The organism is Paraburkholderia sp. EG286A (genome assembly GCF_040965375.1).
GTDB lineage: Bacteria > Pseudomonadota > Gammaproteobacteria > Burkholderiales > Burkholderiaceae > Paraburkholderia.
The window spans coordinates 1,056,889-1,082,493 of the sequence record NZ_JBFRCB010000003.1 but is presented as its reverse complement, the minus strand read 5'-3'; the positions used below and the strand labels follow the sequence as shown (position 1 = coordinate 1,082,493).

Here is a 25,605-nt window from a genome sequence, read left to right as displayed (position 1 = left end):
CGGCGCGGCGCCCCTGTTCAGGCGCTAGAATGCTCGCATCCTCATCCACTCACGCAGCGCGGCGCAGCAGCGCCGCCCGGCCAACATTACGATGCGCATACTGCTAGTCGAAGATGACCGCATGATCGCCGAAGGCGTGCGCAAGGCGCTGCGCGGCGAAGGCTTCGCGGTCGACTGGGTCGAAGACGGCGATGCCGCCCTCTCCGCCGCGAGCGCGGATTCTTACGATCTCATGCTGCTCGATCTCGGATTGCCGCGGCGCGACGGTCTCGACGTGCTGCGTACCCTGCGCGCGCGCGGCGCGGCGCTGCCGGTGCTGATCCTCACCGCGCGCGACGCCGTCGCCGACCGCGTGAAGGGTCTCGACGCCGGCGCGGACGACTACCTCATCAAGCCGTTCGATCTCGACGAACTGGGCGCACGCATGCGCGCGCTGATCCGCCGCCAGGCGGGCCGCAGCGATTCGACCATCCGCCACGGCTCGATTACGCTCGATCCGGCCTCGCACCAGGTCACCCAGGACGGTTCGCCCGTCGCGCTCTCGGCGCGCGAATTCGCGCTGCTCGAGGCGCTGCTCGCGCGTCCGGGCGCGGTGCTCTCGAAAACCCAGCTCGAAGAGAAGATGTACGGCTGGGGCGAGGAGATCGGCAGCAATACCGTCGAGGTCTATATTCACGCGCTGCGCAAGAAGCTCGGGGCCGACCTGATCCGCAACGTGCGCGGCCTCGGCTACATGATCGCCAAAGACGCATGAAGCAGGTAATCAAGCGCGGCCATGCATGGGGCCGGGGTAAGTGCTTTGCATGGGGCCGGAGTAGATGCTAAAGCACCAACTCCGGCCGACAGCTGCAGCGCAAATTCCGGATCGACAGGGAGACCCCTTTAGCCGATGAGTTCCATCCGACGACAACTGCTGTTCTGGCTGCTCGCGATCGTCGTCGCGGGCGTTGGGCTCGCGGGCTGGCTGATCTATCGCCAGGCGCTCGCCGAAGCCAACGAGCTGTTCGACTACCAGCTGCAGGAAATCGCCGAGGCGCTGCCCTCCGAGCCATTCAACGAGATCCTCAGTTCGCGCGACACGGGCGACGAAGGCATCGTGCTGCAGATCTGGAATCGCAACGGCGTGCTCATGTACTACTCGCATCCGCGCGCGCCGCTCGCGCCGCGCGCGGAACTCGGCTTTTCGACGGAGCGCACCGATCGCGGCGACTGGCGCGTGTATGGCGCGATCGTCGGCGACAACGTCGTGCAGCTCGCGCAGCCCGTTTCGGTGCGCAACCGGCTCGCCGCGAACGTCGCGCTGCGCACGCTCTGGCCGCTCATCGTGGTGCTGCCGTTTCTCGGCATCGCGGTCTGGATCATGGTGGGTCGCGGGCTCAGGCCGCTCTCGCGCGTCGCGCGGGCGCTCGACACGCGTCATCCCGAAGCGCTCGACCCGCTGCCCGAAGAGCGTCTGCCGCGCGAAGTCACGCCGCTCGTGCATGCGTTGAACGCGCTGCTCGAACGCCTCGCGCAGGCCATCGACACACAGAAGGCCTTCGTCGCCGATGCCGCACATGAGTTGCGCACGCCGCTGGCGGCCGTGCAGATCCAGGCGCAACTCGTTGCGCGCGCAAGGGATGACGAAACGCGCCGCGAAGCGCTCGTCGATCTGCAGGCGGGCGTGACGCGCGCCACGCGTCTCGCCGAGCAGCTGCTCGCGCTCGCGCGTTCCGAACCCGACGGTCATGCCCGTGCGCAGAACGTCGATCTGCATGCGCTGCTCGATGATTGCGTGCTCAACTATGCGCCGCTTGCCCAGCAGCGCGGCGTCGATCTCGGCATCGAGGAAAGCGCGGCGGCGAGCGTGCATGGCGACGCCGATGCGTTGCGCGTGATGCTCAACAACCTGCTCGACAACGCGACCAAATACACGCCCGCGGGCGGCCGCGTGGACGTGAGCCTCGCGGTCGTCGACGGGCATCCGCGCGTGCGCATCGCGGACAGCGGGCCGGGCATTCCGGAAGAGGAGCGTGCACGCGTGTTCGATCGCTTTTATCGCGTGGGCGCGGGCGCGAATCGCGCACGCACCGATATCGCCGGCACGGGCCTCGGGCTCGCTATCGTGCGACGAATCGCGGATCAGCACGACGCGACCATCACACTCGGCGATTCGCCCGCCGGCGGCCTGCTCGTGGACGTCCGGTTGTGACTCCGAACTGCCCGCAAATGACCGCCGCGCGGGCGTTTGCGCGATTATTGCGATTTCCGCGTACTTAAGACTCCTTTAAGCGACACGGCTTACTCTTCGGTACGTCGTGATGAGTACCCCGCGCAAGGAGTCCGCAATGAATACAAAAGTTCTTTCCCGCAGTGCCGTGGCAGCCGCCGTGGTCGTCGCATTGTCGGCGGGCTACGTAGCAGGGCACCGTGATCTGCCTGCTCCGCAGGTCATCTCGCAGGCCCAGGCCGCGGCGATGATGCCCGCCGAAGCCGCAGCCAAGACTGGCATTCCCGACTTCTCGGGTCTCGTGGAAACCTACGGGCCCGCGGTGGTCAACATCAGCGCCAAGCACGTCGTGAAGCAGACGGCGCTGCGCAGCGGCGGCAGTGGTTCGCAACAACTGCCGATCGATCCGAGCGATCCGTTCTACCAGTTCTTCAAGCACTTCTATGGCGGCGCGCCCGGCATGGGCGGCGGCGACAACGGTCCGCAGGCCGATCAGCCGAGCGCGAGCCTCGGCTCGGGTTTCATCGTCAGCCCGGACGGCTACATTCTCACGAACGCGCACGTCGTGGACGGCGCCAACGTCGTGACGGTGAAGCTCACCGACAAGCGCGAATACAAGGCGAAGGTCGTGGGCGCGGACAAGCAGTCGGACGTCGCCGTGCTCAAGATCGACGCAAAGGACCTGCCGACCGTGAAGATCGGCGACCCGCGCCAGAGCAAGGTTGGCCAGTGGGTGGTGGCGATCGGCTCGCCGTACGGCTTCGACAACACGGTGACCTCGGGCATCATCAGCGCGAAGTCGCGCTCGCTGCCGGACGAAAACTACACGCCGTTCATCCAGACCGACGTGCCGGTCAACCCCGGCAATTCGGGCGGCCCGCTGTTTAATCTGCAGGGCGAAGTAATCGGCATCAACTCGATGATCTATTCGCAGACGGGCGGCTTCCAGGGCCTTTCGTTCGCAATCCCGATCAATGAGGCGATCAAGGTCAAGGACGAACTCGTCAAGACCGGTCACGTGAGCCGTGGGCGTCTCGGCGTTGCGGTGCAGTCGATGAACCAGACGCTCGCCAACTCGTTCGGCATGGACAAGCCGCGTGGCGCGCTGGTGAGCTCGGTGGACGCGAGCGGTCCGGCCGCGAAGGCAGGCCTGAAGCCCGGCGACGTGATCCTGTCCGTGAACGGCCAGGCCGTGGACGACTCGTCCGCTCTGCCTTCGCTCATCGCCGGCATGAAGCCGGGCACGAAGGCCGACGTTCAGGTGTGGCGTGACAAGAGCACGAAGGACCTCAGCGCAACTATCGGCACGCTGGGGGACGCGAAGGTGGCTTCGAACGAGGCACCGCAGGCGCAGATGCAAGGGCGCCTCGGCGTCGCCGTGCGCCCGCTCACGCCGGAAGAGAAGAGCAACGGCTCGCTCGATCACGGTCTGCTCGTCCAGCAGTCGGGTGGTGCAGCCGAAAACGCGGGTGTCCAGCCCGGCGACGTGATTCTCGCCGTGAATGGCCGCCCGGTGACGAGCGCCGATCAGCTCAAGCAAATGGTTTCCAAGGCTGGCAACAGCATTGCGCTCCTGATCCAGCGAGACGACGCACAGATTTTCGTGCCCGTCGATCTCGGCTGATCCCTGCTGTCGCGAATCCGGCTCCGTGCGCCGGATTCGCGGCGAGAGCAGGTTTCATTACGTTGTACCTGTGCTGCCGCCGTTGGCCCCTGGCCCCGGCGGCAGCGGTTTTTTGGGGCGCACAAAACCTGCTGCGCGCCCGGATCGGGCACGCCCCTTGCGGAAGCATTACATCGGACCACCTGAAAGGAGCGATCGATGAAGAGTTTCCGCAACTCGCGCCCCATCCATACGACCGCTTGCGCGACGTTCCTCGCGGCCACGCTTGCTCTTGGCTACGCGGGCGGCGCGGCGGCACAGCAGGCCGATGCCTCGGGCACGGTCGGCGGCACGACCACCGACAACACGAGCGCCGGCAACACCAACGGCGGCGGCATGCCCCAGGTTCAGCAGCAGGGCGACGTGTCGTTCGTCTCCGGCGGCGTGGGTCTCGACGAATCCAGGGCGCTGCTCGGCGCGGAGCGCGAATGGCCACTGGCGTTGCGGTTCACCCAGCGCAGCGGCGAGTACGTGGCGGACGTGCGCGTGCAGATCACCGACTCGCACGGCGCGAGCGTGCTCGATACGACTTCCCGCGGGCCGTACATGCTCGTCAAGGTGCGTCCGGGTCGCTACAACGTGCATGTGAGCCATGCGGGCGTCGACAAGACGAGCGCCGTGACGGTGGGCTCGAACGGCAGCGCGCGGGCGGCGTTCATCTGGTAAGCCGCCTGGCCGGGCCCCGCCGCGTTTGGGCGCTGCCGCACGCGCGCCGCGCATAAGATTCACGCAGCCAGGACGAGTTTGGCCGATAATGAGGCCGAGGGGAGGCCGCGATCGCTCAGGCGTTTCGCGAGCGGGTTCGCGTGTTGCCGTCGGTCGCCGTCGCTTGCGTGACCGGCGCGGCGACAGGCGGCTGGCGAGCGGCCATCCCGTGGCATTGCACGGCACGCGCCTTCGTGGCGGCGGGCCACGCGAACCGGTGCGGCCTGCCGCCCGGCGAGGGCAGGGCGCCGCGGGCGCCGCCTACCAACAGGGGAGCCGAACATGGCGGTCGAACCGGATGCGGACCATCGCATCGAACTCGTCGCGAACCGTCACCGCGTGCGCGTGATTCATGGCGGCATCACCATTGCCGATACGCTGCACGCCGTCACCCTTTGCGAAACCGGCTACCCCGACGTCTTCTACTTTCCGCGCGCCGACGTGAACATGGCGCGACTCGAACGCTCCGGACAGATCTCGCATTGCCCGTTCAAGGGCGAGGCGACGTATTTCCATTTGCGTACCGAAGACGGGCGCGTCGACGACGCGGCCTGGAGCTACGAAGCGCCGCTCGATGACGCACGCGGCATCAAGGGGTATCTGGCCTTCTACGCGACTCGCGTGGACCGGATCGACCAGACCTCCTGAAATGGCCCGGTAGCTTGCATAGGGGGAGCCGCCATGGAACTGAACGATGCGTTGAGAATTCCGCTCGAACCGGCCGCCGTCTGGGCGGCGCTGCAGGACGTGGCGCTCGTGCGCGCGAGCATGGAGCATTGCGAGTCGTTCAGGCGGCTCGGCCCCGGCGAATACGCGATCACGCTCACGGTGCCGCTCGGGCCGCTGCGCGCACGCTATGAAGTGCGCGCCCACATTGCCAGTGACACGGCGCAGGTGCCGCTCACGCCCCGGCGCGTGCTGAGCTTTCGCGCCCGCGCCGACGGCATCGGCTCGCTGCGCGGCCAGATCGACGTCGCGCTGCGCCCCGAAGAGCGCGCCACGACGCGGGAGCCGGGTACGGGCAAGGATGTGAGCACGCGGATCGACTACTCGGTGTGGGCCACGCTCACGGGTCCGCTTTCCGAGCTGCCGCCGCGCCAGATCGAGAACGCCCTGCACGAGCTCGCCGACGACTTCTTCACGGAGTTCTGCGCCGTGGTTGCGGTCAAGCACGGCCAGGCGCCGAACCGCGTGGCGGGCGAGCAGCCGCGCCGGCAGCACGTGTTCCTGCGGCCGATCAACCTCGCCGGTCTCGCCCGGCGCGCGCATATCTTGCCGCAGCACCATGCGGGCGGCACGCTTTCGGGCCGCGCGGCAAGCACGCTGCATCACGAGCCTCCGCCGCATGCCATGCCTTATTGGGCTTGGGCCGCGATGATCTTTTTCGTCGCGTTGCTGCTCTATGCGGCCCGCTGGTTTACTGCGACCTGAAATCGGCGGCGGGCGGCGCGCCGCCCGCCGGACCGCGCAACGAAACGTTCACGCCCCCCGAAACTCCCGCCGCCACGCCGACGGCGAGATCCTGAACGCCTCCACGAAATGCTGACGCAGCGACGCGGCCGAGCCGAAGCCTGCGCGCTGGGCGATCGCGTCGATCGGCTGATCGGTGCTTTCGAGCAGCTGCTGCGCGCGGGCGAGGCGCTCGCCGAGCAGCCACGCGCTCACCGTCGTTCCCGTCGTCGAACGGAACTGGCGCGTGAAGGTGCGCCGGCTCATCAGGGCGCGCTGCGCGAGCGAGTCGAGCGTGTGAGGCGCGTCGAGGTGGGCGCGAATCCAGTCGAGCAGACCCGGCAGCCGCTCGCCGCGCCCGGCTGCCGCGAGCGGCTGCTGGACGTACTGGGCCTGGTTGCCCTGGCGATGCGGCGGCACGACGAGCCGCCGCGCCACGTAGTTCGCGGCGCCCGAGCCGCACAGGCGCCGCATGAGATGCAGACAGCAGTCGAGTCCCGCCGCCGTGCCCGCCGAGGTCAGCAGGTCGCCGTCGTCGATGTAGAGCACGCCGGGGTCGAAGCGCACGGCCGGAAAGCGCTGCGCGAAGTCGTCGGCGGCGGCCCAGTGCGTGGTGCCCGGGCGGTCGTCGAGCAGGCCCGCATGCGCGAGCACGTAGGCGCCGAGACAGAGCCCGACGAGGATCGCGCCGCTCGCGTGCGCGTCGCGCAACGCGTCGCAAAGCGCGGCGGGCGGCGCCTCGTGGGTGTCGCGCCAGCTGGGCACGACGATCACGTCCGCGCCGCGCAGTCCCTCGAGGCCGTGTGGCGCGCCGATCGTGAAGCCGGCCGTGGTCGTGAGCGCGCCGGGCTCCGCCGCGCAGACGGCGAGTTCAAACGGCGGCACGCCGCCTTCGCTGCGGTCTTCGCCGAACACGACGCAAGGCACCGAGAGATGGAACGGGCTGATGCGGTCGAACGCGATCACGGCGACGCGCAAGGGGGCCGGTGAAGGAGCCTGACGGATAGCAGTGGCCATGACGAGTCCCGAAGAGGAATGGCCCGATTCTAGCGAAAGTTGTCATCCGGGCCACTGTCGCGTGGGCGCACGCAGCGCCACAATCCCGCCATCGACTGCGCGTCTTCGGACCGGTCGGTTTCTCTCAACCCCAGGAGGCATGGCCATGTCCGCGAATCCGCGCCGGGCGCTCGTCGTCATCGACGTGCAGAACGAATATGTCAGCGGCGATCTGCTGATCGAATATCCCCCCATCGAGACGTCGCTCGCCAATATCGGTCGCGCGATCGACGCCGCGCGCGCCGCCGGCGTGCCGGTCGTGGTGGTGCAGAACGTCGCCCCGGCGGATTCGCCGCTGTTCGCGCGCGGCAGCGTGGGCGCCGAGCTGCATCCGGTCGTGGCCTCGCGCGAGCGCGATCACTACGTCGAAAAAGCGCTGCCGAGCGCCTTCGCGGGCACCGATCTCGAGGCCTGGCTGGCCGGGCGCGGCATCGACACGCTCACGGTGGTGGGCTACATGACGCACAACTGCGATGCGTCGACGGTGTTCGAGGCGACCCACGCGGGTCTTGCCGTGGAGTTTCTGGCCGATGCGACCGGTGCGGTGCCGTATGCAAACGAGGCGGGAACGGCGAGCGCCGAGGAGATCCACCGCGCGTTCAGCGTGGTGATGCACACGCGCTTCGCGGCGGTCGTGAGCACGGATGCCTGGCTTGCCGCCGTCGAAAAAGGCGTGCCGCTCGCGCGCGACAACATCTACGCGTCGAATCAGCGGGCCCGCGCGAACCGTGTGCCGGCCTGAGCGCTCAAGAAAAAGGCGGCCTCGTCAGCGGCCGCCTCGGTCGATCCGGGAACTGCGCGCGCAGGGCTCAGGCGTCCGGCTCGGCCGCCCCGATGCGCAGTGACGGGCTGAAGCGCAGCGCGTCGAGCATGGCGTCGACGTGCAGTTCGGCGTTGCTCGCCACGTCGAACACGTCCGGCAGGATCGCCATATCGCGCAGCGCGCCGCCGATGAACGAATGGAGCACGCGCGAAGCGCGCTTCGGGTCGAGATCGGCGGGCAGTTGACCCTTCGACATCGCATTGCGCAAACCCTGCTCGATGCTGGCCAGCCCCTCGCGCATATCGGTCTGATGGCGCGCCATCACGGGGCCCATCTCCTCGACGAACTCGCACTTCAGAAACAGGATCTCGAACACGCGGCGGCGGCGCGCGTCGGTGGCCGTATTGCGCAGACACAGAATGCATAGATCGCGCATGCGCCCGAGCGGGTCGGGCTCGCCGGGGTCGGTCGATGCCACCTTCAGCTCGTCGAGCGGCAGCACCACGCGGTCGAACATGGCCGTGAACAGGTCGCCCTTGTTCTCGAAATGCCAGTAAATCGCGCCGCGCGTCACGCCCGCGGTCTGGGCGATGTCGGCCAGCGAAGTGCGCGACACGCCTTTCTCATAAAAGACGTGTTCGGCGGCGTCGAGGATCCGGTTGCGCGTCTCCAGCGCTTCCTCTTTCGTGCGGCGGGCCATTTTGTAAAGTCAGTGCGTTGCAGCGGGTTAGGGGTGAATGAATGTATTTGGGGTGCGAACCGTAATGTATTGATTTGTAATATGGAGGTGATGCGCGGATCGCTCCTGAAGTACCACTCAACGGTTACGTAACGTCCTTTTACATTCGTTCGCGAATGTATCTATAATAGCACCCCACCACCTGGGTGCCTCAAGTGGTGATGTCCGGTTAATATCCGTCCTTGGCCAAGTGGTCGTAGAAACCCCAATGCGCGACGCCTCTCGCGGCGGCGCGCGGCAGTATCGCCCGGACGGATGTGCAGACCGGAACGCGCCTTTCTAGAAGAAGTACCGGGTTTATCCGTCAGGTATTTGCCAGATGCTGGCGTGCGTGGTCGTCCTCCTCGTTGCAGGACGCCGCACGCTTTTATTGTCAGTTATAGACAGAGGTCGCTCCATGCGCGTCGAACGGGTTCCATTCCGCCTAATCAGTGTCGCGACGGCTGCCATCGTGCTTGCAGCCTGCGGGCAAAAGCAGTCGGCGCCGCCGCCGCAAACCCCCGAAGTGGGTATCGTCACTCTCCAGCCGACCGCCGTGCCGGTCGTCTCCGAGCTTCCCGGCCGCACCAGTGCCTACCTCGTCGCGCAAGTGCGCGCACGGGTGGACGGCATCGTGCTGCGCCGCGAATTCACCGAAGGCGCGCTCGTCAAGGCGGGCCAGCGGCTCTACAAGATCGACCCGGCGCCGTACATCGCCGCGCTCAACAACGCCAAGGCCACGCTCGCCAAGGCGCAGGCCAACCTCGTCACGCAGAACGCGCTGGTGTCGCGCTACAAGGTGCTCGTGCAGGCCAACGCGGTGAGCAAGCAGGACTACGACAACGCCGTTGCCGCCCAGGGCCAGGCAGTAGCCGACGTCGCCGCCGGCAAGGCCGCCGTCGACACGGCGCAGATCAACCTCGGCTATACCGACGTCACTTCGCCGGTCTCGGGCCAGGTCGGCATCTCGCAGGTCACGCCGGGCGCCTACGTGCAGGCGAGCGCGGCCACCTTGATGTCGACGGTGCAGCAGCTCGATCCGATGTACGTGGACGTCACGCAGTCGAGCCTCGAAGGCCTGAAGCTGCGCCGCGAGATCCAGGAAGGGCGCCTGAAGACCAACGGCCCGAACGCCGCCAAGGTTTCGCTCGTCCTCGAAGACGGTCGCACCTATTCGGAAAAGGGCAAGCTCCAGTTCTCCGACGTCACCGTCGACCAGACCACGGGCTCGGTCACGGTTCGCGCGATTTTCCCGAACCCCGACCGCGTGCTGCTGCCGGGCATGTTCGTGCGCGCGCGCATCGAAGAGGGCATCAACAACAACGCGTTCCTCGTGCCGCAGGTCGGCGTGCAGCACGACCAGAAGGGTCAGGCTTCGGTGTACGTCGTCAACCAGGACAACAAGGTCGTGCCGACGCCGATCACCACTGCGGGCACGCAGGGCCAGGACTGGGTCGTCCAGAGCGGTCTGAATGCCGGCGACCGCGTGATCGTTCAGGGCACCGACAAGGTCAAGCCGGGTGCGCAGGTCAAGCCGGTTCCCGCGCAGCTTCCGCCGCCGCCGGCGCCGGGCGCGCCTTCGGCCGACATGGCAACGGCTTCGGGCTATGCGAACGCCGCCAGCGCCGCATCGGGGCCGAAGGCTGCCTCGGCTGCACCTGCCGCCTCGGCAGCGCAATAACGGGGAGCCTGCTTCATGGCAAAGTTCTTTATTGATCGCCCAATCTTTGCATGGGTGATCGCCATCATCCTGATGCTGGCGGGTGTGGCGTCGGTGTTCACGCTGCCGGTCGCGCAGTATCCGACCATCGCACCGCCTTCCATCCAGATCAGCGCGAACTATCCTGGCGCGTCGGCCAAGACGGTGGAAAACACGGTCACGCAGGTGATCGAGCAGCAGATGAGCGGTCTCGACCACCTGCTGTACATCTCGTCGACTTCCGATGACTCGGGCACGGCTACGATCACGCTGACTTTCGCGGCGGGCACCAACCCCGACATCGCGCAGGTGCAGGTGCAGAACAAGCTGCAGCTCGCCACGCCGATTCTGCCGCAGGTCGTGCAGCAACTCGGTATCAGCGTCACGAAATCGAGCAGCAGCTTCCTGCTGGTGCTCGCGTTCGTGTCCGAAGACGGCAGCATGACGAAGTACGACCTCGCGAACTACGTGGCGTCGAACGTGAAAGACCCGATCAGCCGTATCGACGGCGTGGGTACGGTCACGCTGTTCGGCTCGCAGTACGCGATGCGTGTGTGGCTCGATCCAAACAAGCTCACGAACTTCCAGCTCACGCCATCTGATGTGACAGCGGCGATCACCGCGCAGAACGTGCAGATCGCAGGCGGCCAGCTGGGCGGCACGCCGGCGGTGGCAGGGCAGTCGTTCCAGGCGACCATCACCGAAGCGACGCTGTTGCAGACGCCGACGCAGTTTGGCGACATCCTGCTGAAGGTGAACCAGGACGGCTCGCAGGTGCGTCTGAAGGACGTGGCGCGCATCACGCTGGGCGGCGAAAACTACAACTTCGACACGAAGTACAACGGTGCGCCGACCGCCGGCCTCGGCATTCAGCTTGCGACGGGCGCCAACGCGCTGCAGACCGCGAAGCTCGTGCGCCAGAAAATCGACGACCTCTCGAAGTACTTCCCGCACGGTCTCGTCGTGAAGTACCCGTACGACACGACGCCGTTCGTGCGCCTGTCGATCGAGGAAGTGATCAAGACGCTGCTCGAAGGCATCGTGCTCGTGTTCCTCGTGATGTATCTGTTCCTGCAGAACCTGCGCGCGACGTTGATTCCGACGATCGCGGTGCCGGTGGTGCTGCTGGGCACGTTCGCGATCATGGCGATGGTGGGCTTCTCCATCAATACGCTGTCCATGTTCGGCCTCGTGCTCGCCATCGGTCTGCTGGTGGACGACGCGATCGTGGTCGTGGAGAACGTCGAGCGGGTGATGGTGGAAGAGGGCTTAGGGCCGAAGGAAGCCACGCGCAAGGCCATGGGCCAGATCACCGGCGCACTGGTGGGCGTGGCGCTCGTGCTCTCCGCGGTGTTCGTGCCGGTGGCGTTCTCGGGCGGCTCGGTCGGCGCCATCTACCGGCAGTTCTCGCTCACGATCGTGGCGGCGATGGTGCTGTCCGTGCTCGTCGCGCTGATTCTCACGCCGGCGCTGTGCGCGACCATCCTCAAGCCGATTCCGAAGGGCCACCACGAAGAGAAGAAGGGCTTCTTCGGCTGGTTCAACCGCACGTTCGAAACGAGCCGCGACAAGTACCACAGCGGCGTGCATCACGTGATCAAGCGCTCGGGCCGCTGGCTCATCATCTACCTCGCGGTGATCGTCGCGGTGGGCATGCTGTTCGTGCGCCTGCCGAAGTCGTTCCTGCCCGATGAAGACCAGGGCACGATGTTCGTGATCGTGCAGACGCCTTCGGGCTCGACGCAGGAGACCACTGCGCGCACGCTCGCGAACATCCAGAACTGGCTGCTCAAGGACGAAGGCAGCATCGTCGAATCGACCTTCACCGTGAACGGCTTCAGCTTCGCGGGCCGCGGCCAGAACTCGGGTCTCGTGTTCGTGCGTCTGAAGGACTACAAGGTACGTCAGCACGCGGACCAGAAGGTCCAGGCGCTGGTGCGCCGCATGTACGGTCACTTCGCGAACTACAAGGACGCGATGATCTTCCCGGTGAATCCGCCTTCGATTCCTGAACTCGGCACCGCGTCGGGCTTCGACTTCGAACTGCAGGATCGCGGCGGCGTCGGCCACGAAAAGCTGATGGAAGCACGCAACATGCTGCTCGGCATGGCTGCAAAGGACCCGTCGCTTGCGCTCGTGCGCCCGAACGGCCTGAACGACACGCCGCAGTTCAAGGTGGATATCGACCGCGAGAAGGCCAATGCGCTCGGCGTGACGTCGGCGGCGGTCGACCAGACGTTCTCGATCGCGTGGGCATCGGCGTACGTGAACAACTTCCTCGACACCGACGGCCGTATCAAGAAGGTGTACGCGATGGCCGACGCGCCGTTCCGCATGAACCCGGAAGACCTCGGTCTCTGGTACGTGCGCAACAGCTCGGGCGGGATGGTGCCGTTCACGTCGTTCGCGAGCGGCCACTGGACGTACGGTTCGCCGAAGCTCGAGCGTTACAACGGTATTTCGGCGATGGAAATCCAGGGTCAGGCGAGCCAGGGCAAGTCGACCGGCCAGGCCATGACGGCCATGGAGCAGATCGCGGCGAAGCTGCCCGCGGGTATCGGCTACGAATGGACGGGCCTGTCGTACCAGGAGCGTCAGTCGGGCTCGCAGGCGCCGATCCTGTACGGCATCTCGATCCTCGTCGTGTTCCTGTGTCTCGCGGCGCTGTATGAAAGCTGGTCGATTCCGTTCGCGGTCATCATGGTGGTGCCGCTCGGCGTGCTCGGCGCGCTGCTGGCGGTGACCTTGCGCGGCCTCGAGAACGACGTGTTCTTCCAGGTGGGTCTGTTGACCACTGTGGGTCTGTCGGCGAAGAACGCGATTCTGATCGTGGAGTTCGCGCGCGACCTGCAGGCCGAAGGAAAGATGGGACCGATCGAGGCGGCGCTCGAAGCTTCGCGACTGCGTCTGCGGCCGATTCTCATGACGTCGATGGCGTTCATTCTCGGCGTGCTGCCGCTCGCGATCAGTAACGGCGCGGGTTCGGCTTCGCAGCACGCGATCGGCACGGGCGTGATCGGCGGGATGATCACGGCCACGTTCCTCGCGATCTTCATGATCCCGATGTTCTTCGTGGTGATTCGCGCGAAGTTCGCCGGCGAGAAGGAAGACGCGGACGTCGCGCTGCAGCACTACGAAGAGCACCACGCGCACGACCATGACCAGGACAATGGCGCGAATGGTGGCGGCGCCGGCGGTCAGGGTGGCACGGGTGGCAACGACCGTGGTGGCGAAGGTGGCAACGGCGACGGCCCGGGCAAGGAAGGACATTGAGATGCATAAACTATCCGTAATTGCAACGGCCGCCGCAGCGGTGGCCGCCGCGCTCCTCGCGGGTTGCACGATGGAGCCTTGGTACCACCGGCCCGAAGCGCCGGTGTCGCAGAGCTTCCCGCAGGGCGGCGTGTACGCCACGCAGCCCGTTGCTGCGGGCGCGAATGGTCAGAACGGCCAGGCAGCCCCGAGCGCCAATGGCGCCGTGGCGACCGACATCGGCTGGCGCGAGTTCTTCGTCGATCCGCGCCTGCAGCAGCTCGTCGACATCGCGCTGAAGAACAACCGCGACTTGCGAGTTTCGGTGCTCAACGTCGAGGCGGCGCGTGCGCAGTATCAGATCACGCGCGCCGAGCTGTTCCCGGCGATCAACGGCGTGGCTTCGGACACGCGCACGCGCGTGCCGAGGAACTTTCAGACCACGGTGAATAATCCGTACAGCGTCTACAACGTGGGCGTGCAGGCGTCGTGGGAAATCGACTTCTGGGGGCGCATCCGCAGCCTGAAGGACCAGGCATTGGCGCAGTACCTCTCCACGGCGTATGCGCGCAAGTCGGCCGAGATCACGCTGGTTTCGGAAGTCGCGGACCAGTACCTGACCATGCTCTCCGACGACGACCTGCTCAAGGTCACGCAGGAAACGCTCAAGACGGCGCAGGACTCGTACAACATCGCGAAGGCGCAGTTCGATACGGGCACCGGCACCGAACTCGATTTGCGTCAGGCGCAAACCGTGGTCGAGAACGCGCAGGCCAACATGCAGGCGCAACTGCGCGCACGAGCCCAGGCCGAAAACGCGCTCGTGCTGCTGATTGGCGAGCCGCTGCCGGCGGATCTGCCGCAAGGTCTGCCGCTCGACGGCCAGGCGCTGCTCAACGACATTCCTGCAGGCCTGCCTTCGGATCTGCTCACGCGTCGTCCGGACATCATGCAGGCCGAAGAAACGCTGCTCGCGGCAAACGCCAACATCGGCGCGGCGCGTGCGGCGTTCTTCCCGAAGATCTCGCTCACGGCGGCGTTCGGCACCGAAAGCCTGTCGCTCGGCGGGCTCTTCAAGGCCGGCACGGCGGCGTGGAGTTTCGTGCCGCAGATCACGCTGCCGATCTTCGAGGGCGGTTCGAACATCGCGAACCTGCAACTCGCGAATGTCGAGAAGCGCATCGAGATCGCCAACTACGAGAAGTCGATCCAGTCGGCGTTCCGCGAAGTGGCCGATGGTCTGGCTGCACGCGGCACCTACGACGAGCAGATCGCCGCGCTCGAGCGCAGCACCTTTGCGAACCAGCGCTCGCTCACGCTTTCGGAACTGCGCTACAAGAACGGCGTGGACAGCTACCTGCCGGTGCTGGCGGCGCAGACCAGTCTGTACACGGCGCAAACGTCGCTCGTCACGGCGCGTCTGGCGCGCCTGACCAACCTCGTCGATCTGTATCGCGCGTTGGGCGGCGGCTGGATCGCGCATGCGGGCGAGACGCCGCGCGAACCCGATGCGCCGGCCGATTACGGCGCGGCCAGCGCGCCGGTGGCGGCTTCGGCGGCTACGGCAGGGTAACGCGCTACGGTTTCGGAACCGGAAGCCAGAACGCCACGGGAGACCGTGGCGTTTTTTTTGCGCGTGAGCGTGCGCAACGTAAGGACGAAAAAAAAGCGCCATGGTTTCCCATGGCGCCGAACCAGCAAAAGACCCCGCCCGCCTGTGGATGGATGGGCACCTGCGAGCGGGGCACCTCTCGCGTCAACTCAATACATTCAAACCCGGTTCGATCAGTACAGCGAGATCGACTCAGTGCGCCGCCGAGCGCGGCATTTCGTGGCCCGTATCCGGCGTCGGCTCGGCATCGGGGCGGCCTTCGAGATCGTGCCCGGCGCGGCGGATGGCGCGCTCGGCGGCTTTCTCGCTCTTCGCGCCGTTGAAGATCAGGTTCAGCACCACGGCCGAAACCGAGGCGAGCAGGATGCCGCTATGGAGCAGCGGCGAAAGTGCGGGCGGCAGCTTGGCGAAGAAGTGCGGCGACACCACCGGCACGAGGCCGAAACCCACGCTCACGGCGACGATGAAGAGGTTGTGCTGGTTCTTCACGAAGTCCACGCGCGAGAGCACCTTGATGCCGTTCGCCGCCACCATGCCGAACATCACGATGCCTGCGCCGCCCAGCACGAAGGCGGGCACGGAGGCGACCATCTGCGCCATCTTCGGAAAGAGGCCGAGCAGCACGAGAATCACGCCGCCCATCGCGCACACATAGCGGCTCTTCACGCCCGTCACGCCGATGAGGCCCACGTTCTGCGAGAACGACGTATGCGGGAACGAGTTGAAGATGCCGCCGATCATCGTGCCGAGACCGTCCACGCGCAGGCCGCGCACGAGTGTGGCCTGATCGACGGGGCGCTCGACCATGTCGCCCACGGCGAGGAACATGCCCGTCGATTCGATGAACGTCACGAACATCACGATCACCATCGTCGCGATCGGCAGGATGTGGAACTTCGGCATGCCGAAGTGGAATGGCATGACGATGCCGACCCACGGCGCGCTGGCCATGCCTTCGAGGTTCACGCGGCCGAGCGCGAGCGCGATGGCGAAGCCCGCGACAATGCCGAGCAGCACCGAGATATTGGCGATGAAGCCGCGCCCGAACTTGTTGATGAGCAGGATCAGCATCAGCACGAGCAGCGAGAGGCCGAGGTAGATGGGGTTCCCATAGTCGGGGTTGCCCACGCCGCCCGCAGCCCAGTTGATGCCCACTTCCATCAGCGAGAGGCCGATCACCGCGATCACGGTGCCCACCACGACCGGCGGGAAGAAGCGCAGCAGCTTGCCGATCATCGGCGCGATCACGATGCCTATCGCGCCGGCCGCGATGGTCGAGCCGAAGATGTCGAGCAGGCCGAGCGAGGGATTGGTGCCGATGGCGATCATCGGGCCCACCGAGGCGAACGTGCAGCCCATGATCACCGGCAGGCGGATGCCGAAGATCCACAGGCCGAGCGTCTGGATCAGCGTGGCGATGCCGCAGGCGAACAGGTCGGCGCTGATGAGAAAGGCGATCTGGTCCTTCGGCAGCCCGATCGCGCCGCCGACGATGAGCGGCACGGCCACCGCGCCTGCGTACATCACGAGCACGTGCTGGATGCCGAGTGTCAGCAACTGGCTAAACGGCAGGCGCTCGTCGCAGGGGTGGACCTGCTTCTGGCCAGACCGCTGGGCGGCCTGGTCCTCAATGCCCTTGGCTTGCATGTCGTCTGTCTCCGTCTCTTGGTTTAAGGATATGGCCTCCAAGGTATGCGGTAAGAAAATATGCAACAAGACCACTGGAGACTATTCCGTGCTTTCCGGCGACGATATGCGCGCGTCGGTATGGGCCGGCGACATAAGGGTGGGATCGCCGCGCGGAGGCCGTGCGCGGCCGCTTCGTGGTGGCTTCACCAGGTGCTGTTTTGGACCGCGCGTGTCGCGGCGCAAGGCGGGAAGCCCCCTGTTTGCGGCGGTTGAGCGCCTTCGCGCGGTGGGCGCCGCGGCGTGGGCTTGGCGGTGCGTCGCCATGCCAGAGCGTGTGAGGGTGCGTCGAGCGCAGGCCGGCGATGCCCAGCGGGTCATGTCACATATGGCCGCGCCGTTATGATCTCTATTTCGAATGCGCAATGTGAGCCATTTTGCATCGCGCGGCGACCCACCGGGTTAACCCGCGAATGGACGTTTTTCGCGTCGAAATCGGCTGTGTTGCGCGCGGGTTCGCGGCAGGTTTGAAAGCCCCGTTTAACGCGCATTTGGCACCGCGCATCTCGCCGTTATGATGGCTTTTCCCGTTCTCACCCACCTCGCACATCGTTCCTCATGAGCCCATCGCAGACGCGTTTCCTCGGCATCGACCTCGGCACTGGTTCACTCAAGCTCGGCATCATCGATGGCGACGGCGTCGAGCGCGCCGCCGCGAGCGTGGCCTACGCGCTCGAAACGCCGCAGCCCGGCTGGGCCGAGATCGCCGTGGATCGCTGGTGGGACGCGCTCGTCGCGGCCTGCGCGCGGCTGCCCGAGAGCGAACGCGCCGCGGTGCGGGCGATTGGCTTTTCCGGACAGATGCACGGCGTCGTGCTCACCGACGAAGCGGGCCGCGCGTTGCGCCCCGCGATGCTCTGGCCCGACACGCGCGCGCATGCGCTGCTCGATGCCTGGCCGGACGACGCCGAACACGCGCAGCCCAATCCCGTGGCGCCCGGCATGGCGGGGCCGCTGCTGCGCTGGGTCCTGCAGCATGAGCCGCAAGTCGCGCAAGCCGCGCGCTGGGCGCTGCAGCCGAAGGACTGGCTGCGTGTCGCGCTGGGTGGCGCAGTCAAAGCCGATCCCTCGGACGCGTGTGCGACGGCGCTCGCCGCGCCCGATGGCACATGGGACTTCGCGCTGATCGAGCGGCTGGGATTGCCGGCGCGGTGGTTCGCGCCGCTGGCCGCGTCGCATGAAGCGAGCGGCGCGCTGAGCGCGCAAGCGGCGCAGGCGCTCGGGCTGCCCGCCGGCATCGTGCTCGCGACGGGCGCGGGCGACACGCCTTGCGCCGCGTTCGGCAGCGGCCTCGCCGACGAAGGCGACGCGCTCCTCACGACCGGCACGGGCGGCCAGATCGTCGTGACCGCGCGCAGCGAGCCGCCCGCGCGGCGCGGGCTGCATCGCTACCGCTCGGCGACTGGCGGCTGGTACACCATGGCGGCCATGCAGAACGTGGGCGTGGCGCTGGAAGCGGCGCGCGGCTGGCTGGCCTACGACTGGGCTTCGGCTTATGTGGACGCGTTCGCCGTGCCGCCATCGGCGACGCTCGCGTTCCTGCCTTACCTGAGCGGCGAGCGCTCGCCGTGGCTCGACCCGGCGGCGCGCGGCGGCTGGCTCGGCGCAACGCTCGGCGACTCGCGCGGTACGCTCATGCGCGCGGCGTTCGAAGGCGTCGCGTTCGCGTTGCGCGCGGGCCTCGACGCCGTGCGCAGCACCCATGAAGCCGCCGATGGAGGCACGCGGGATGCGCGCAGTGTGCCGACGCTCAAGCTCGCGGGCGGCGGCTCCGTGGACGCGCGCTGGCGGCAGTTGCTCGCCGACACGCTCGACGCGGACCTCTACGCGATCGACTGCCCGAACGCAGCGGCGCGCGGCGCCGCGATGCTGGGCGGCCTCGCCTGCGGGCACTGGCGCTTGAACGACCTCGCGGCGCTTGCGCCGGCCGCGACGCAGGTGGCGTCGCCGCGCGAGGACGCCGCGCTCGCGCAGCGCTATGCGCGCTTCATCGATCTGTATGGCCGCGTGCGAACCTGGTTTGCACCGGCACCGTGATGAGGCGTATCGACATCACCGAGACACAGGAGCAGCGAAGATGAAGACGAAAGCCGCCGTCGCATGGAAAGCCGGGACCCCGCTGACGATCGAGGAAGTGGATCTGGAAGGTCCGCGCGCCGGCGAGGTGCTGATCGAGGTGAAGGCGACGGGCATCTGCCATACCGATTACTACACGCTCTCGGGCGCGGACCCCGAAGGGATCTTTCCGGCGATCCTCGGCCATGAAGGCGCGGGCATCGTGGTCGATGTCGGTGCGGGCGTGGGTACGGTGAGGAAAGGCGATCACGTGATTCCGCTTTACACGCCGGAATGCCGCCAGTGCAAATTCTGTCTCTCGCGTAAAACGAACCTGTGTCAGGCCATTCGCGCGACGCAAGGCAAGGGCCTCATGCCCGACGCCACCTCGCGCTTCTCGCTGGGCGGCAAGCCGCTCTATCACTACATGGGCACGTCGACGTTCTCGAACTACATCGTCGTGCCGGAAATCGCCGTGGCGAAAATCCGTGAAGACGCGCCGTTCGACAAGGTCTGCTATATCGGCTGCGGCGTGACGACGGGCGTGGGCGCCGTGGTGTACTCGGCGAAAATGGAAGCGGGTGCGAACGTGGCGGTGTTCGGCCTGGGCGGCATCGGCCTGAACGTGATCCAGGGCGCGAAGATGGTGGGCGCCGACAAGATCATCGGCGTGGATATCAACCCGAAGCGCGTCGAACTCGCAAAGCAGTTCGGCATGACGCATTTCGTCAATCCGAACGACGTCGAGAACATCGTCGATTACATCGTGCAACTGACCGATGGCGGCGCCGACTATTCGTTCGAATGCATCGGCAGCACGAAGGTGATGCGCGAGGCGCTCGAATGCACGCACAAGGGCTGGGGCCAGTCGTTCATCATCGGCGTGGCGGGAGCGGGCGAGGAGATCAGCACGCGCCCGTTTCAGCTCGTCACGGGCCGCCAATGGAAAGGCTCCGCGTTCGGCGGCGCGCGCGGGCGCACCGACGTGCCGAAGATCGTCGACTGGTACATGGAAGGCAAGATCAACATCGACGATCTGATCACGCACACGCTCGCGCTCGACCAGATCAACCAAGGCTTCGACCTCATGAAAAAGGGCGAGTCGATCCGCTCGGTCGTGCTCTACTGAGCGACGCGTAACAGCAAAAAAGGCGTTGCCACCGCGAGGGGCAACGCCTTTTTCATGGCGGGTACAGCGTGCTAGCGACGCCCGATCAGACTCGCGCCGTAGACGAGTGCGGCGAGCGCCGTGATCCAGAAGCTGGTGGGCCAGTCGGTGTAGAACGCGAGCGTCACGCCGAGCCAGGCCTGCACGAGCGCGAGCAGCGCGGCGAGCACGAGTCCGGTGGACAGACGCGTGGTGAGATTCTGCGCGGCGGCGGCCGGACCGACCATCAGCGTGAAGACGAGCAGCACGCCGACGATCTGCGTGCACGCGGCCACCGCGAGCGCGGCGATGGCGAGGAACAGCATCGAGACCGCGCGCAGCGACACGCCCTTCGCTTCGGCGAGTTCGGGCTGCAGCGAGGCGAACAGCAGCGGCCGCATGATGGCGGCCAGCGCCGTCAGGCTCGCCACGGCGAGGGCGGCCAGCACGCCGAGCGTCTCGCGGTTCACGCCGAGGACGTTGCCGAACAGCAGCGCCGTGACCTGCGTGGCATACGACGTGAAGAAGTGCAGAAACAAGAGGCCGAAGCCGAGCGCCAGCGAAAGGATCACGCCGATCGCGACATCGCGGCCCGCGAGCTTTTCGCCGAGCGCGCCCATCGAAACGCCGGCGGCGAGCGTGAAGCCCACCATGCCCCACATCGGCGAGACGCCTAGCAGTACGGCGCCCGTTGCGCCCGTGAAACCCACGTGCGAGAGCGCGTGGCCCGCGAAGGTCTGACCGCGCATCACGAGGAAATAGCCCACCACGCCCGCGAGCACCGCGACGATGCCCGACGCCGCGAAGGCGTTCACCATGAAATCGTATTCAAGCATCGTGCGTGTGGCCGTGGGTGTTGTCGTTGTTGTTGCCGTGGGCGTGACTGTGTCCGTGCGCGTGGCCGTGGCCGCCGTGGTCGTGGCCATGATCGTGCTCATGCTCGTGATCGTGCTTTTCGACTTCCACGTCGCCCGACATCACGAAGATGCGGCCCTTCATGCGCATCACTTCGATCGGCGAACCGTAGAGGCGCGACAGCACGGGCGCGGTGATGACTTCATCCACGCTGCCGAGCGCGGCCACGCCGTTGCCGAGATAGAGCACGCGGTCGAGCGCGTTGAGGAGCGGATTCAGTTCGTGCGCGGAGAACAGCACCGCGATGCCGAGCTCGCGCTGCACGCGGCGCACGAGTTCGACCACGCCGCGCTGGTGGTTGGGGTCGAGGCTGATGAGCGGCTCGTCGAGCAGCAGCAGCTTCGGGTCGCCGAGCAGGCATTGCGCGAGCAGCAGACGCTGGCGCTCGCCGCCCGACAGCTCCGAAAGCGGACGGTCCGCGAGCGCGGTCGCGCCCACGAGGTCGAGCACGCGCGCCACGTCGGCGCGGGTGGCGGCGTCGGCGCGCGGCAGGCCCCAGCGGTGGCCGTCGGCGGCCATCGCCACGAAGTCGCGGCCGCGCACGCGGCGGCTCGCGAGCGCCGTGCGCGTTTGCGGCATGTAGCCGATTTTGGCGTTGCCGCGCGCGACCGGCTCGCCCAGCACGCGGATCGCGCCGTGCGAGGCCGGCACGAGGCCGAGAATCGCCCGCATGAGCGTGGTCTTGCCCGCGCCGTTCGGCCCGAGCACGCCGATGAATTCGCCCTGGTTCACCGCGAAGTTCGCGTCGCGCAGGATCGTGCGCTCGCCGAGCGTCAGCGTCACGCCCGCCAGCGTGAGCACAGGCGTGGGCGCGCGGTGCGCGCCGTTGTGCTGTGCGTGGTGCGATGAAGCGATATCGGTGGGCGAAGAGCCGGCCCCGGTCATGACGTCTGTCCTTGCTGAATACGGTTAGTGTTGCCCTGCTGTTCCCGCTGCCAGCGCCTTGTCGAGCGAGTCGAGCTGCGCGAGCATCCATTGCTGGAAGTTCACGCCGGCCGGCTGCGTCTCGGTCACGCTCACGGACGGCACCTTCGACTGCTTCGCCAGCGCCAGCATGCGCCGCGTGAGCGCCTCGGTCGCCTGGCTGTTATAGATCAGCACGCGCACGCGGCGCTCGCGCAGGTCGCGCTCGAACGCGGCGATGTCCGAGGCGCTCGCCTCGGTGTCGTTCATCGCCGCGAGCTGGAAGCGCAGGTTGCGCATGTCGAGGCCGATCGCATCCGACATATAGCCGAACACCGGCTCCGTGGCCGTGACGGGCTGCCCCTGGTAGCGCGCGCGCAGCGCCGCGACCTTGGCGTCGACCGGCTGCAGCGAGGCGAGGAACGTTGCCAGGTTGGCATCGTACACGCTCTTGTGCGCGGGGTCCGCTGCGCCGAGCGCGGCGCTCACCGCGCGCGCCACGGCGGGCATGGTCTTCGGGTCGTACCAGAGGTGCGGATTGTCGCCCGCTTTCTTGCCGACGAGGTCCGCCGCGACGATCGTCGTACGGCTCGTGCCGTTCTTGCCGGCGCCGGTGGCGCCGAGCAGCTTGCTCATCCACGGGTCGTAGTCGGCGCCGTTGTACACCACCACGCGCGCATTCTGGAGCGCGCGGGCGGTCTTCGGGCTGGCCTCGAAGAGGTGCGGGTCCTGGTCGGGGTTGCTCAGGATGCTCGTCACGTCCACGTAATTGCCGCCGATCTGCTTGACGACGTCGCCGTAGAAGTTCTCCGCCGCAACGACGGGAATCGTGGCGCTGCCGGCCTGCGCCGCCAGGGCCGCGTTCGCGCCGCCGATCGCGCCGACCAGCGCGAGAGCGAGCCCGCCCGCGAGGCGCGCGAGCGTGACGCGACGGCGCGCGCCGGTTGTGGCAGCCCGGGGCGTGCAGTTGGCGCGGCTGAACGTGATCATGGTTCTATCCTTCTCTATAGGGAGCCTGAAAGCGGACGCGGGCGCGTCGGCGTCGCGAAGGCGAGATGATATAACGTATCACTTCGATTGGCGAGTCAGCTCGCCATCCGGTCAGGGGGCCGGATCTGCAGGCCGCAGCCCGTCGAGGCTTGCGCGTCGCACCATCGAAATCTCGGCCAATCGCGTTTGTTCGCCTTGACAGTCTCCGACTCGTATCCGATCATTCGATCAACGACAGAGCAAATGCTCACATGTCGGGCGATCGCTCAGCGGCTCTTCTGGAGTGCCTGCCGGGCGCGCCCCGCACGAACGAAATTGGAGACAACCTGTGGCACACACCGCGACCCCAGCGGCCGGACGTTTGCAGGACAAGGTAGCCGTGCTGACTGGCGCGGCGAGCGGCATTGGCGAGGCGGTCGCGCAGCGTTATCTGGACGAAGGCGCGCGCTGCGTGCTCGTCGACGTAAAGCCCGCCGGTTCCGTCGCGCCGGCGCTGGCCGCCGCATACCCCGAGCGCGTGCTCGCGATCTCCGCCGACGTCACCCGCCGTGAGGACATCGACCGCATCGTGGCGAGCGCGGTCGAACGCTTCGGCCGCATCGACATCCTCTTCAACAACGCGGCGCTCTTCGACATGCGCCCGCTCCTCGACGAATCCTGGGACGTGTACGACCGCCTCTTCGCGGTGAACGTGAAGGGCATGTTCTTCCTCATGCAGGCCGTGGCGCGCCGCATGGTCGAGCAGGGCCAGGGCGGCAAGATCATCAACATGTCCTCGCAGGCGGGCCGCCGCGGCGAAGCGCTCGTCTCCCACTACTGCGCAACCAAGGCCGCCGTGCTGAGCTACACGCAGTCGGCGGCGCTGGCGCTCGCGCCCCATCGCATCAACGTGAACGGCATCGCGCCGGGCGTGGTCGACACGCCCATGTGGGAGCAGGTCGACGCGCTCTTCGCACGCTACGAGCATCGTCCGCCCGGCGAGAAGAAGCGCCTCGTGGGCGAGGCCGTGCCGCTCGGGCGCATGGGCCTGCCCGAGGATCTCACGGGCGCCGCGCTCTTTCTCGCTTCTGCCGACGCCGATTACATCACCGCGCAGACCCTCAACGTCGACGGCGGAAACTGGATGAGCTGAACCGCAACCCTCGCCCGCAACCCTTGCCCAACGCATCACGACAGCAGCCCGGCTGCAGCAAGACATAACGCAACGAACAAGGAGACAACGTCATGAAGCCAGCAATGAAGACCGCCGCAAAGTGCATAAGTCGAGCGGTGAGTGTGGGTGCACTCGTCGCCGCGGCGAGCGCCGCGCACGCGCAGACCGTCACGATCGCCATGTTGAACAACCCGGACATGATCGAGCTGAAGAAGCTCTCGCCGGCCTTCGAAAAGGCCAATCCGGGCATCAAGCTGAACTGGGTGATTCTCGAAGAAAACGTGCTGCGCCAGCGCGCGACCACCGATATCACGACCAACAGCGGCCAGTTCGACGTGATGATGATCGGTACCTACGAGGCGCCGCAATGGGGCAAGCGCGGCTGGATCGTGCCGATGACGAACCTCCCCGCGAGCTACGACCTCGACGACGTGGTGAAGACCGCGCGCGACGGCCTCTCGTACAACGGCACGCTTTACGCGCTGCCGTTCTACGTCGAAAGCTCGATGACGTACTACCGCAAGGACCTGTTCGACAAGAAGGGCCTCAAGATGCCCGAGCAGCCGACCTATGACCAGATCAAGGACTTTGCCGACAAGCTCACCGACAAGTCCGCCGGCACCTACGGCATCTGCCTGCGCGGCAAGGCCGGCTGGGGCGAGAACATGGCGTACGTGACGACGGTCGCGAACACCTTCGGCGGCCGCTGGTTCGACGAAAAGTGGCAGGCGCAGCTCACCTCGCCCGAGTGGAAGAAGGCGGTGAACTTCTACGTCGACATGCTGAAGAAGGACGGCCCTCCGGGAGCCAGCTCGAACGGCTTCAACGAAAACCTCACGCTGATGTCGTCGGGCAAGTGCGCGATGTGGATCGACGCGACGGTGGCGGCCGGCATCCTCTACAACAAGCAGCAGTCGCAGGTGGCCGACAAGATCGGCTTCGCGGCCGCGCCGACCGAAGTCACGCCCAATGGCGCGCACTGGCTGTGGTCGTGGGCGCTGGCCGTTCCGAAGTCGTCGAAGTCGCAGGACGCCGCGAAGAAGTTCATCGAATGGGCCACGTCGAAGGAATACGTCCAGATGGTCGCGCAGGACGAGGGCTGGGCTTCGGTGCCGTCGGGTACGCGGATTTCGACCTATCAGAATCCCGAGTACAAGAAGGCCGCGCCGTTCTCCGATTTTGTGCTGAAGGCGATCCAGACCGCCGATCCGAACCATCCGACCGCGAAGCCGGTGCCGTACACGGGTATCCAGTTCGTCGGGATTCCTGAGTTCCAGTCGTTCGGTACGGTCGTGGGCCAGAGCATTGCGGGCGCCGTGGCAGGGCAGATGAGTGTCGATCAGGCGCTCACGGCGGGTAACGCCGCTGCCAACCGCGCCGTGGCGCAAGCCGGGTATCAGAAGTAACTGCGAGAAGTCAGGCTGCGCCGTTCAGGCAGCCAGTGTAGTAGCGCGAAGTGCGCGCCGGGCCACCCGGCGCGGCGCGCACCCTCGCGACAGCCGATGCCGCGCCGTGCCTCGCACAGGCGCGCAACCGAGAAGGGTGGTCCTCATGCGTCATCTCCATCTCCCCATGCCTATATTCAATCGAGCGCGCACGCCACAGAAACCGCAGCAGGTCGAATCGCGCC

The 25,605-nt window shown here is 66.7% G+C and carries 20 protein-coding genes; 14 read left to right on the top strand and 6 right to left on the bottom strand.

Annotated features, from left to right (window positions below; all coding sequences use genetic code 11):
* The first annotated feature begins 91 nt into the window (after positions 1-91).
* The 6 genes from AB4Y35_RS17735 to AB4Y35_RS17710 all read left to right on the top strand — a co-directional run bounded on the left by AB4Y35_RS17735 (position 92) and on the right by AB4Y35_RS17710 (position 6,008).
* On the top strand, positions 92-754 hold the full coding sequence (locus tag AB4Y35_RS17735) for a response regulator (RefSeq protein ID WP_028205939.1): 663 nt from the start codon (positions 92-94) through the stop codon (positions 752-754).
* A 135-nt stretch (positions 755-889) separates the two neighbouring features.
* Positions 890-2,191 (top strand): ATP-binding protein, encoded by a 1,302-nt coding sequence (locus AB4Y35_RS17730; protein ID WP_368705252.1) that lies wholly within the window; start codon positions 890-892, stop codon positions 2,189-2,191.
* Between the two features lie 136 nt (positions 2,192-2,327).
* Positions 2,328-3,833 (top strand): DegQ family serine endoprotease, encoded by a 1,506-nt coding sequence (locus tag AB4Y35_RS17725; protein ID WP_368705251.1) that lies wholly within the window; start codon positions 2,328-2,330, stop codon positions 3,831-3,833.
* Between the two features lie 198 nt (positions 3,834-4,031).
* Positions 4,032-4,538, top strand: coding sequence for a carboxypeptidase regulatory-like domain-containing protein (locus tag AB4Y35_RS17720; protein ID WP_368705250.1), 507 nt, complete (start codon positions 4,032-4,034; stop codon positions 4,536-4,538).
* Between the two features lie 321 nt (positions 4,539-4,859).
* The gene (locus AB4Y35_RS17715; RefSeq protein ID WP_368702316.1) at positions 4,860-5,225 is read left to right on the top strand and encodes a DUF427 domain-containing protein; all 366 of its coding nucleotides are present in this window, start codon (positions 4,860-4,862) and stop codon (positions 5,223-5,225) included.
* 33 nt (positions 5,226-5,258) lie between these two features.
* Positions 5,259-6,008 carry a CoxG family protein gene (locus tag AB4Y35_RS17710; RefSeq protein WP_368705249.1) on the top strand — a complete coding sequence of 250 codons (750 nt, stop codon included), beginning with the start codon at positions 5,259-5,261 and terminating at the stop codon, positions 6,006-6,008.
* Positions 6,009-6,056: 48 nt separating this feature from the next.
* Here AB4Y35_RS17710 and AB4Y35_RS17705 read toward each other — a convergent pair whose 3' ends face one another.
* Positions 6,057-7,043: a helix-turn-helix domain-containing protein gene (locus tag AB4Y35_RS17705; RefSeq protein WP_368705248.1), complete on the bottom strand. Its 987-nt coding sequence runs from the start codon at positions 7,041-7,043 to the stop codon at positions 6,057-6,059.
* 145 nt (positions 7,044-7,188) lie between these two features.
* Here AB4Y35_RS17705 and AB4Y35_RS17700 point away from each other — a divergent pair, with 145 nt between their 5' ends.
* The gene (locus AB4Y35_RS17700; RefSeq protein WP_368705247.1) at positions 7,189-7,824 is read left to right on the top strand and encodes a cysteine hydrolase family protein; all 636 of its coding nucleotides are present in this window, start codon (positions 7,189-7,191) and stop codon (positions 7,822-7,824) included.
* Positions 7,825-7,891: 67 nt separating this feature from the next.
* On the opposite strand, the gene AB4Y35_RS17695 is transcribed toward AB4Y35_RS17700, so the two are convergent.
* Complete coding sequence (locus tag AB4Y35_RS17695) at positions 7,892-8,545, bottom strand: TetR family transcriptional regulator (RefSeq protein WP_368705246.1); 654 nt, start codon at positions 8,543-8,545, stop codon at positions 7,892-7,894.
* A 436-nt stretch (positions 8,546-8,981) separates the two neighbouring features.
* Between AB4Y35_RS17695 and AB4Y35_RS17690 the strand changes: the two genes are divergently transcribed.
* Genes AB4Y35_RS17690 through AB4Y35_RS17680 form a run of 3 tightly spaced genes read left to right on the top strand, consistent with a single transcriptional unit; the run spans position 8,982 to position 15,087 of the window.
* Complete coding sequence (locus AB4Y35_RS17690; RefSeq protein WP_368705245.1) at positions 8,982-10,244, top strand: efflux RND transporter periplasmic adaptor subunit; 1,263 nt, start codon at positions 8,982-8,984, stop codon at positions 10,242-10,244.
* 15 nt (positions 10,245-10,259) lie between these two features.
* Positions 10,260-13,535 carry an efflux RND transporter permease subunit gene (locus AB4Y35_RS17685; RefSeq protein ID WP_368705244.1) on the top strand — a complete coding sequence of 1,092 codons (3,276 nt, stop codon included), beginning with the start codon at positions 10,260-10,262 and terminating at the stop codon, positions 13,533-13,535.
* 1 nt (position 13,536) lies between these two features.
* Positions 13,537-15,087 (top strand): efflux transporter outer membrane subunit, encoded by a 1,551-nt coding sequence (locus AB4Y35_RS17680; protein WP_368705243.1) that lies wholly within the window; start codon positions 13,537-13,539, stop codon positions 15,085-15,087.
* A 231-nt stretch (positions 15,088-15,318) separates the two neighbouring features.
* Here AB4Y35_RS17680 and AB4Y35_RS17675 read toward each other — a convergent pair whose 3' ends face one another.
* The gene (locus AB4Y35_RS17675) at positions 15,319-16,773 is read right to left on the bottom strand and encodes a nucleobase:cation symporter-2 family protein (RefSeq protein ID WP_368705242.1); all 1,455 of its coding nucleotides are present in this window, start codon (positions 16,771-16,773) and stop codon (positions 15,319-15,321) included.
* A 597-nt stretch (positions 16,774-17,370) separates the two neighbouring features.
* Between AB4Y35_RS17675 and AB4Y35_RS17670 the strand changes: the two genes are divergently transcribed.
* Together AB4Y35_RS17670 and AB4Y35_RS17665 are read left to right on the top strand one after the other, a co-directional pair.
* Positions 17,371-18,849 carry a xylulokinase gene (locus AB4Y35_RS17670; RefSeq protein WP_368705241.1) on the top strand — a complete coding sequence of 493 codons (1,479 nt, stop codon included), beginning with the start codon at positions 17,371-17,373 and terminating at the stop codon, positions 18,847-18,849.
* A 40-nt stretch (positions 18,850-18,889) separates the two neighbouring features.
* Positions 18,890-19,996 carry an S-(hydroxymethyl)glutathione dehydrogenase/class III alcohol dehydrogenase gene (locus AB4Y35_RS17665; protein WP_368705240.1) on the top strand — a complete coding sequence of 369 codons (1,107 nt, stop codon included), beginning with the start codon at positions 18,890-18,892 and terminating at the stop codon, positions 19,994-19,996.
* A gap of 71 nt (positions 19,997-20,067) precedes the next feature.
* On the opposite strand, the gene AB4Y35_RS17660 is transcribed toward AB4Y35_RS17665, so the two are convergent.
* From AB4Y35_RS17660 to AB4Y35_RS17650, 3 genes are read right to left on the bottom strand one after another with little or no spacing between them, the layout of a single operon-like run.
* On the bottom strand, positions 20,068-20,850 hold the full coding sequence (locus AB4Y35_RS17660; protein WP_368705239.1) for a metal ABC transporter permease: 783 nt from the start codon (positions 20,848-20,850) through the stop codon (positions 20,068-20,070).
* The gene (locus AB4Y35_RS17655; RefSeq protein ID WP_368687612.1) at positions 20,843-21,814 is read right to left on the bottom strand and encodes an ABC transporter ATP-binding protein; all 972 of its coding nucleotides are present in this window, start codon (positions 21,812-21,814) and stop codon (positions 20,843-20,845) included. Before AB4Y35_RS17655 ends, AB4Y35_RS17660 begins: the two co-directional genes overlap by 8 nt.
* A gap of 24 nt (positions 21,815-21,838) precedes the next feature.
* Positions 21,839-22,822, bottom strand: a complete 984-nt coding sequence (locus AB4Y35_RS17650) for a metal ABC transporter solute-binding protein (RefSeq protein ID WP_368705238.1) — start codon at positions 22,820-22,822, stop codon at positions 21,839-21,841.
* A gap of 328 nt (positions 22,823-23,150) precedes the next feature.
* Between AB4Y35_RS17650 and AB4Y35_RS17645 the strand changes: the two genes are divergently transcribed.
* Both AB4Y35_RS17645 and AB4Y35_RS17640 read left to right on the top strand, forming a co-directional pair.
* A complete protein-coding gene (locus AB4Y35_RS17645; protein ID WP_368705237.1) occupies positions 23,151-23,954 on the top strand; it encodes an L-iditol 2-dehydrogenase in 804 nt (267 codons plus the stop codon).
* A gap of 92 nt (positions 23,955-24,046) precedes the next feature.
* Positions 24,047-25,381, top strand: coding sequence for a sugar ABC transporter substrate-binding protein (locus AB4Y35_RS17640; RefSeq protein ID WP_368705236.1), 1,335 nt, complete (start codon positions 24,047-24,049; stop codon positions 25,379-25,381).
* The last annotated feature ends 224 nt before the right edge of the window (positions 25,382-25,605 follow it).

Bases quoted from the DNA above. Each gene is read 5' to 3' on its own strand.
- AB4Y35_RS17720 (WP_368705250.1), top strand. From the start codon at position 4,032: ATGAAGAGTTTCCGCAACTCGCGCCCCATCCATACGACCGCTTGCGCG.
- AB4Y35_RS17710 (WP_368705249.1), top strand. From the start codon at position 5,259: ATGGAACTGAACGATGCGTTGAGAATTCCGCTCGAACCGGCCGCCGTC.
- AB4Y35_RS17665 (WP_368705240.1), top strand. From the start codon at position 18,890: ATGAAGACGAAAGCCGCCGTCGCATGGAAAGCCGGGACCCCGCTGACG.
- AB4Y35_RS17640 (WP_368705236.1), top strand. From the start codon at position 24,047: ATGAAGCCAGCAATGAAGACCGCCGCAAAGTGCATAAGTCGAGCGGTG.
- AB4Y35_RS17660 (WP_368705239.1), bottom strand. From the start codon at position 20,850: ATGCTTGAATACGATTTCATGGTGAACGCCTTCGCGGCGTCGGGCATC.
- AB4Y35_RS17685 (WP_368705244.1), top strand. From the start codon at position 10,260: ATGGCAAAGTTCTTTATTGATCGCCCAATCTTTGCATGGGTGATCGCC.
- AB4Y35_RS17715 (WP_368702316.1), top strand. From the start codon at position 4,860: ATGGCGGTCGAACCGGATGCGGACCATCGCATCGAACTCGTCGCGAAC.
- AB4Y35_RS17680 (WP_368705243.1), top strand. From the start codon at position 13,537: ATGCATAAACTATCCGTAATTGCAACGGCCGCCGCAGCGGTGGCCGCC.
- AB4Y35_RS17650 (WP_368705238.1), bottom strand. From the start codon at position 22,822: ATGATCACGTTCAGCCGCGCCAACTGCACGCCCCGGGCTGCCACAACC.
- AB4Y35_RS17690 (WP_368705245.1), top strand. From the start codon at position 8,982: ATGCGCGTCGAACGGGTTCCATTCCGCCTAATCAGTGTCGCGACGGCT.
- AB4Y35_RS17675 (WP_368705242.1), bottom strand. From the start codon at position 16,773: ATGCAAGCCAAGGGCATTGAGGACCAGGCCGCCCAGCGGTCTGGCCAG.
- AB4Y35_RS17700 (WP_368705247.1), top strand. From the start codon at position 7,189: ATGTCCGCGAATCCGCGCCGGGCGCTCGTCGTCATCGACGTGCAGAAC.
- AB4Y35_RS17735 (WP_028205939.1), top strand. From the start codon at position 92: ATGCGCATACTGCTAGTCGAAGATGACCGCATGATCGCCGAAGGCGTG.
- AB4Y35_RS17730 (WP_368705252.1), top strand. From the start codon at position 890: ATGAGTTCCATCCGACGACAACTGCTGTTCTGGCTGCTCGCGATCGTC.
- AB4Y35_RS17705 (WP_368705248.1), bottom strand. From the start codon at position 7,043: ATGGCCACTGCTATCCGTCAGGCTCCTTCACCGGCCCCCTTGCGCGTC.
- AB4Y35_RS17695 (WP_368705246.1), bottom strand. From the start codon at position 8,545: ATGGCCCGCCGCACGAAAGAGGAAGCGCTGGAGACGCGCAACCGGATC.
- AB4Y35_RS17655 (WP_368687612.1), bottom strand. From the start codon at position 21,814: ATGACCGGGGCCGGCTCTTCGCCCACCGATATCGCTTCATCGCACCAC.
- AB4Y35_RS17670 (WP_368705241.1), top strand. From the start codon at position 17,371: ATGAGCCCATCGCAGACGCGTTTCCTCGGCATCGACCTCGGCACTGGT.
- AB4Y35_RS17725 (WP_368705251.1), top strand. From the start codon at position 2,328: ATGAATACAAAAGTTCTTTCCCGCAGTGCCGTGGCAGCCGCCGTGGTC.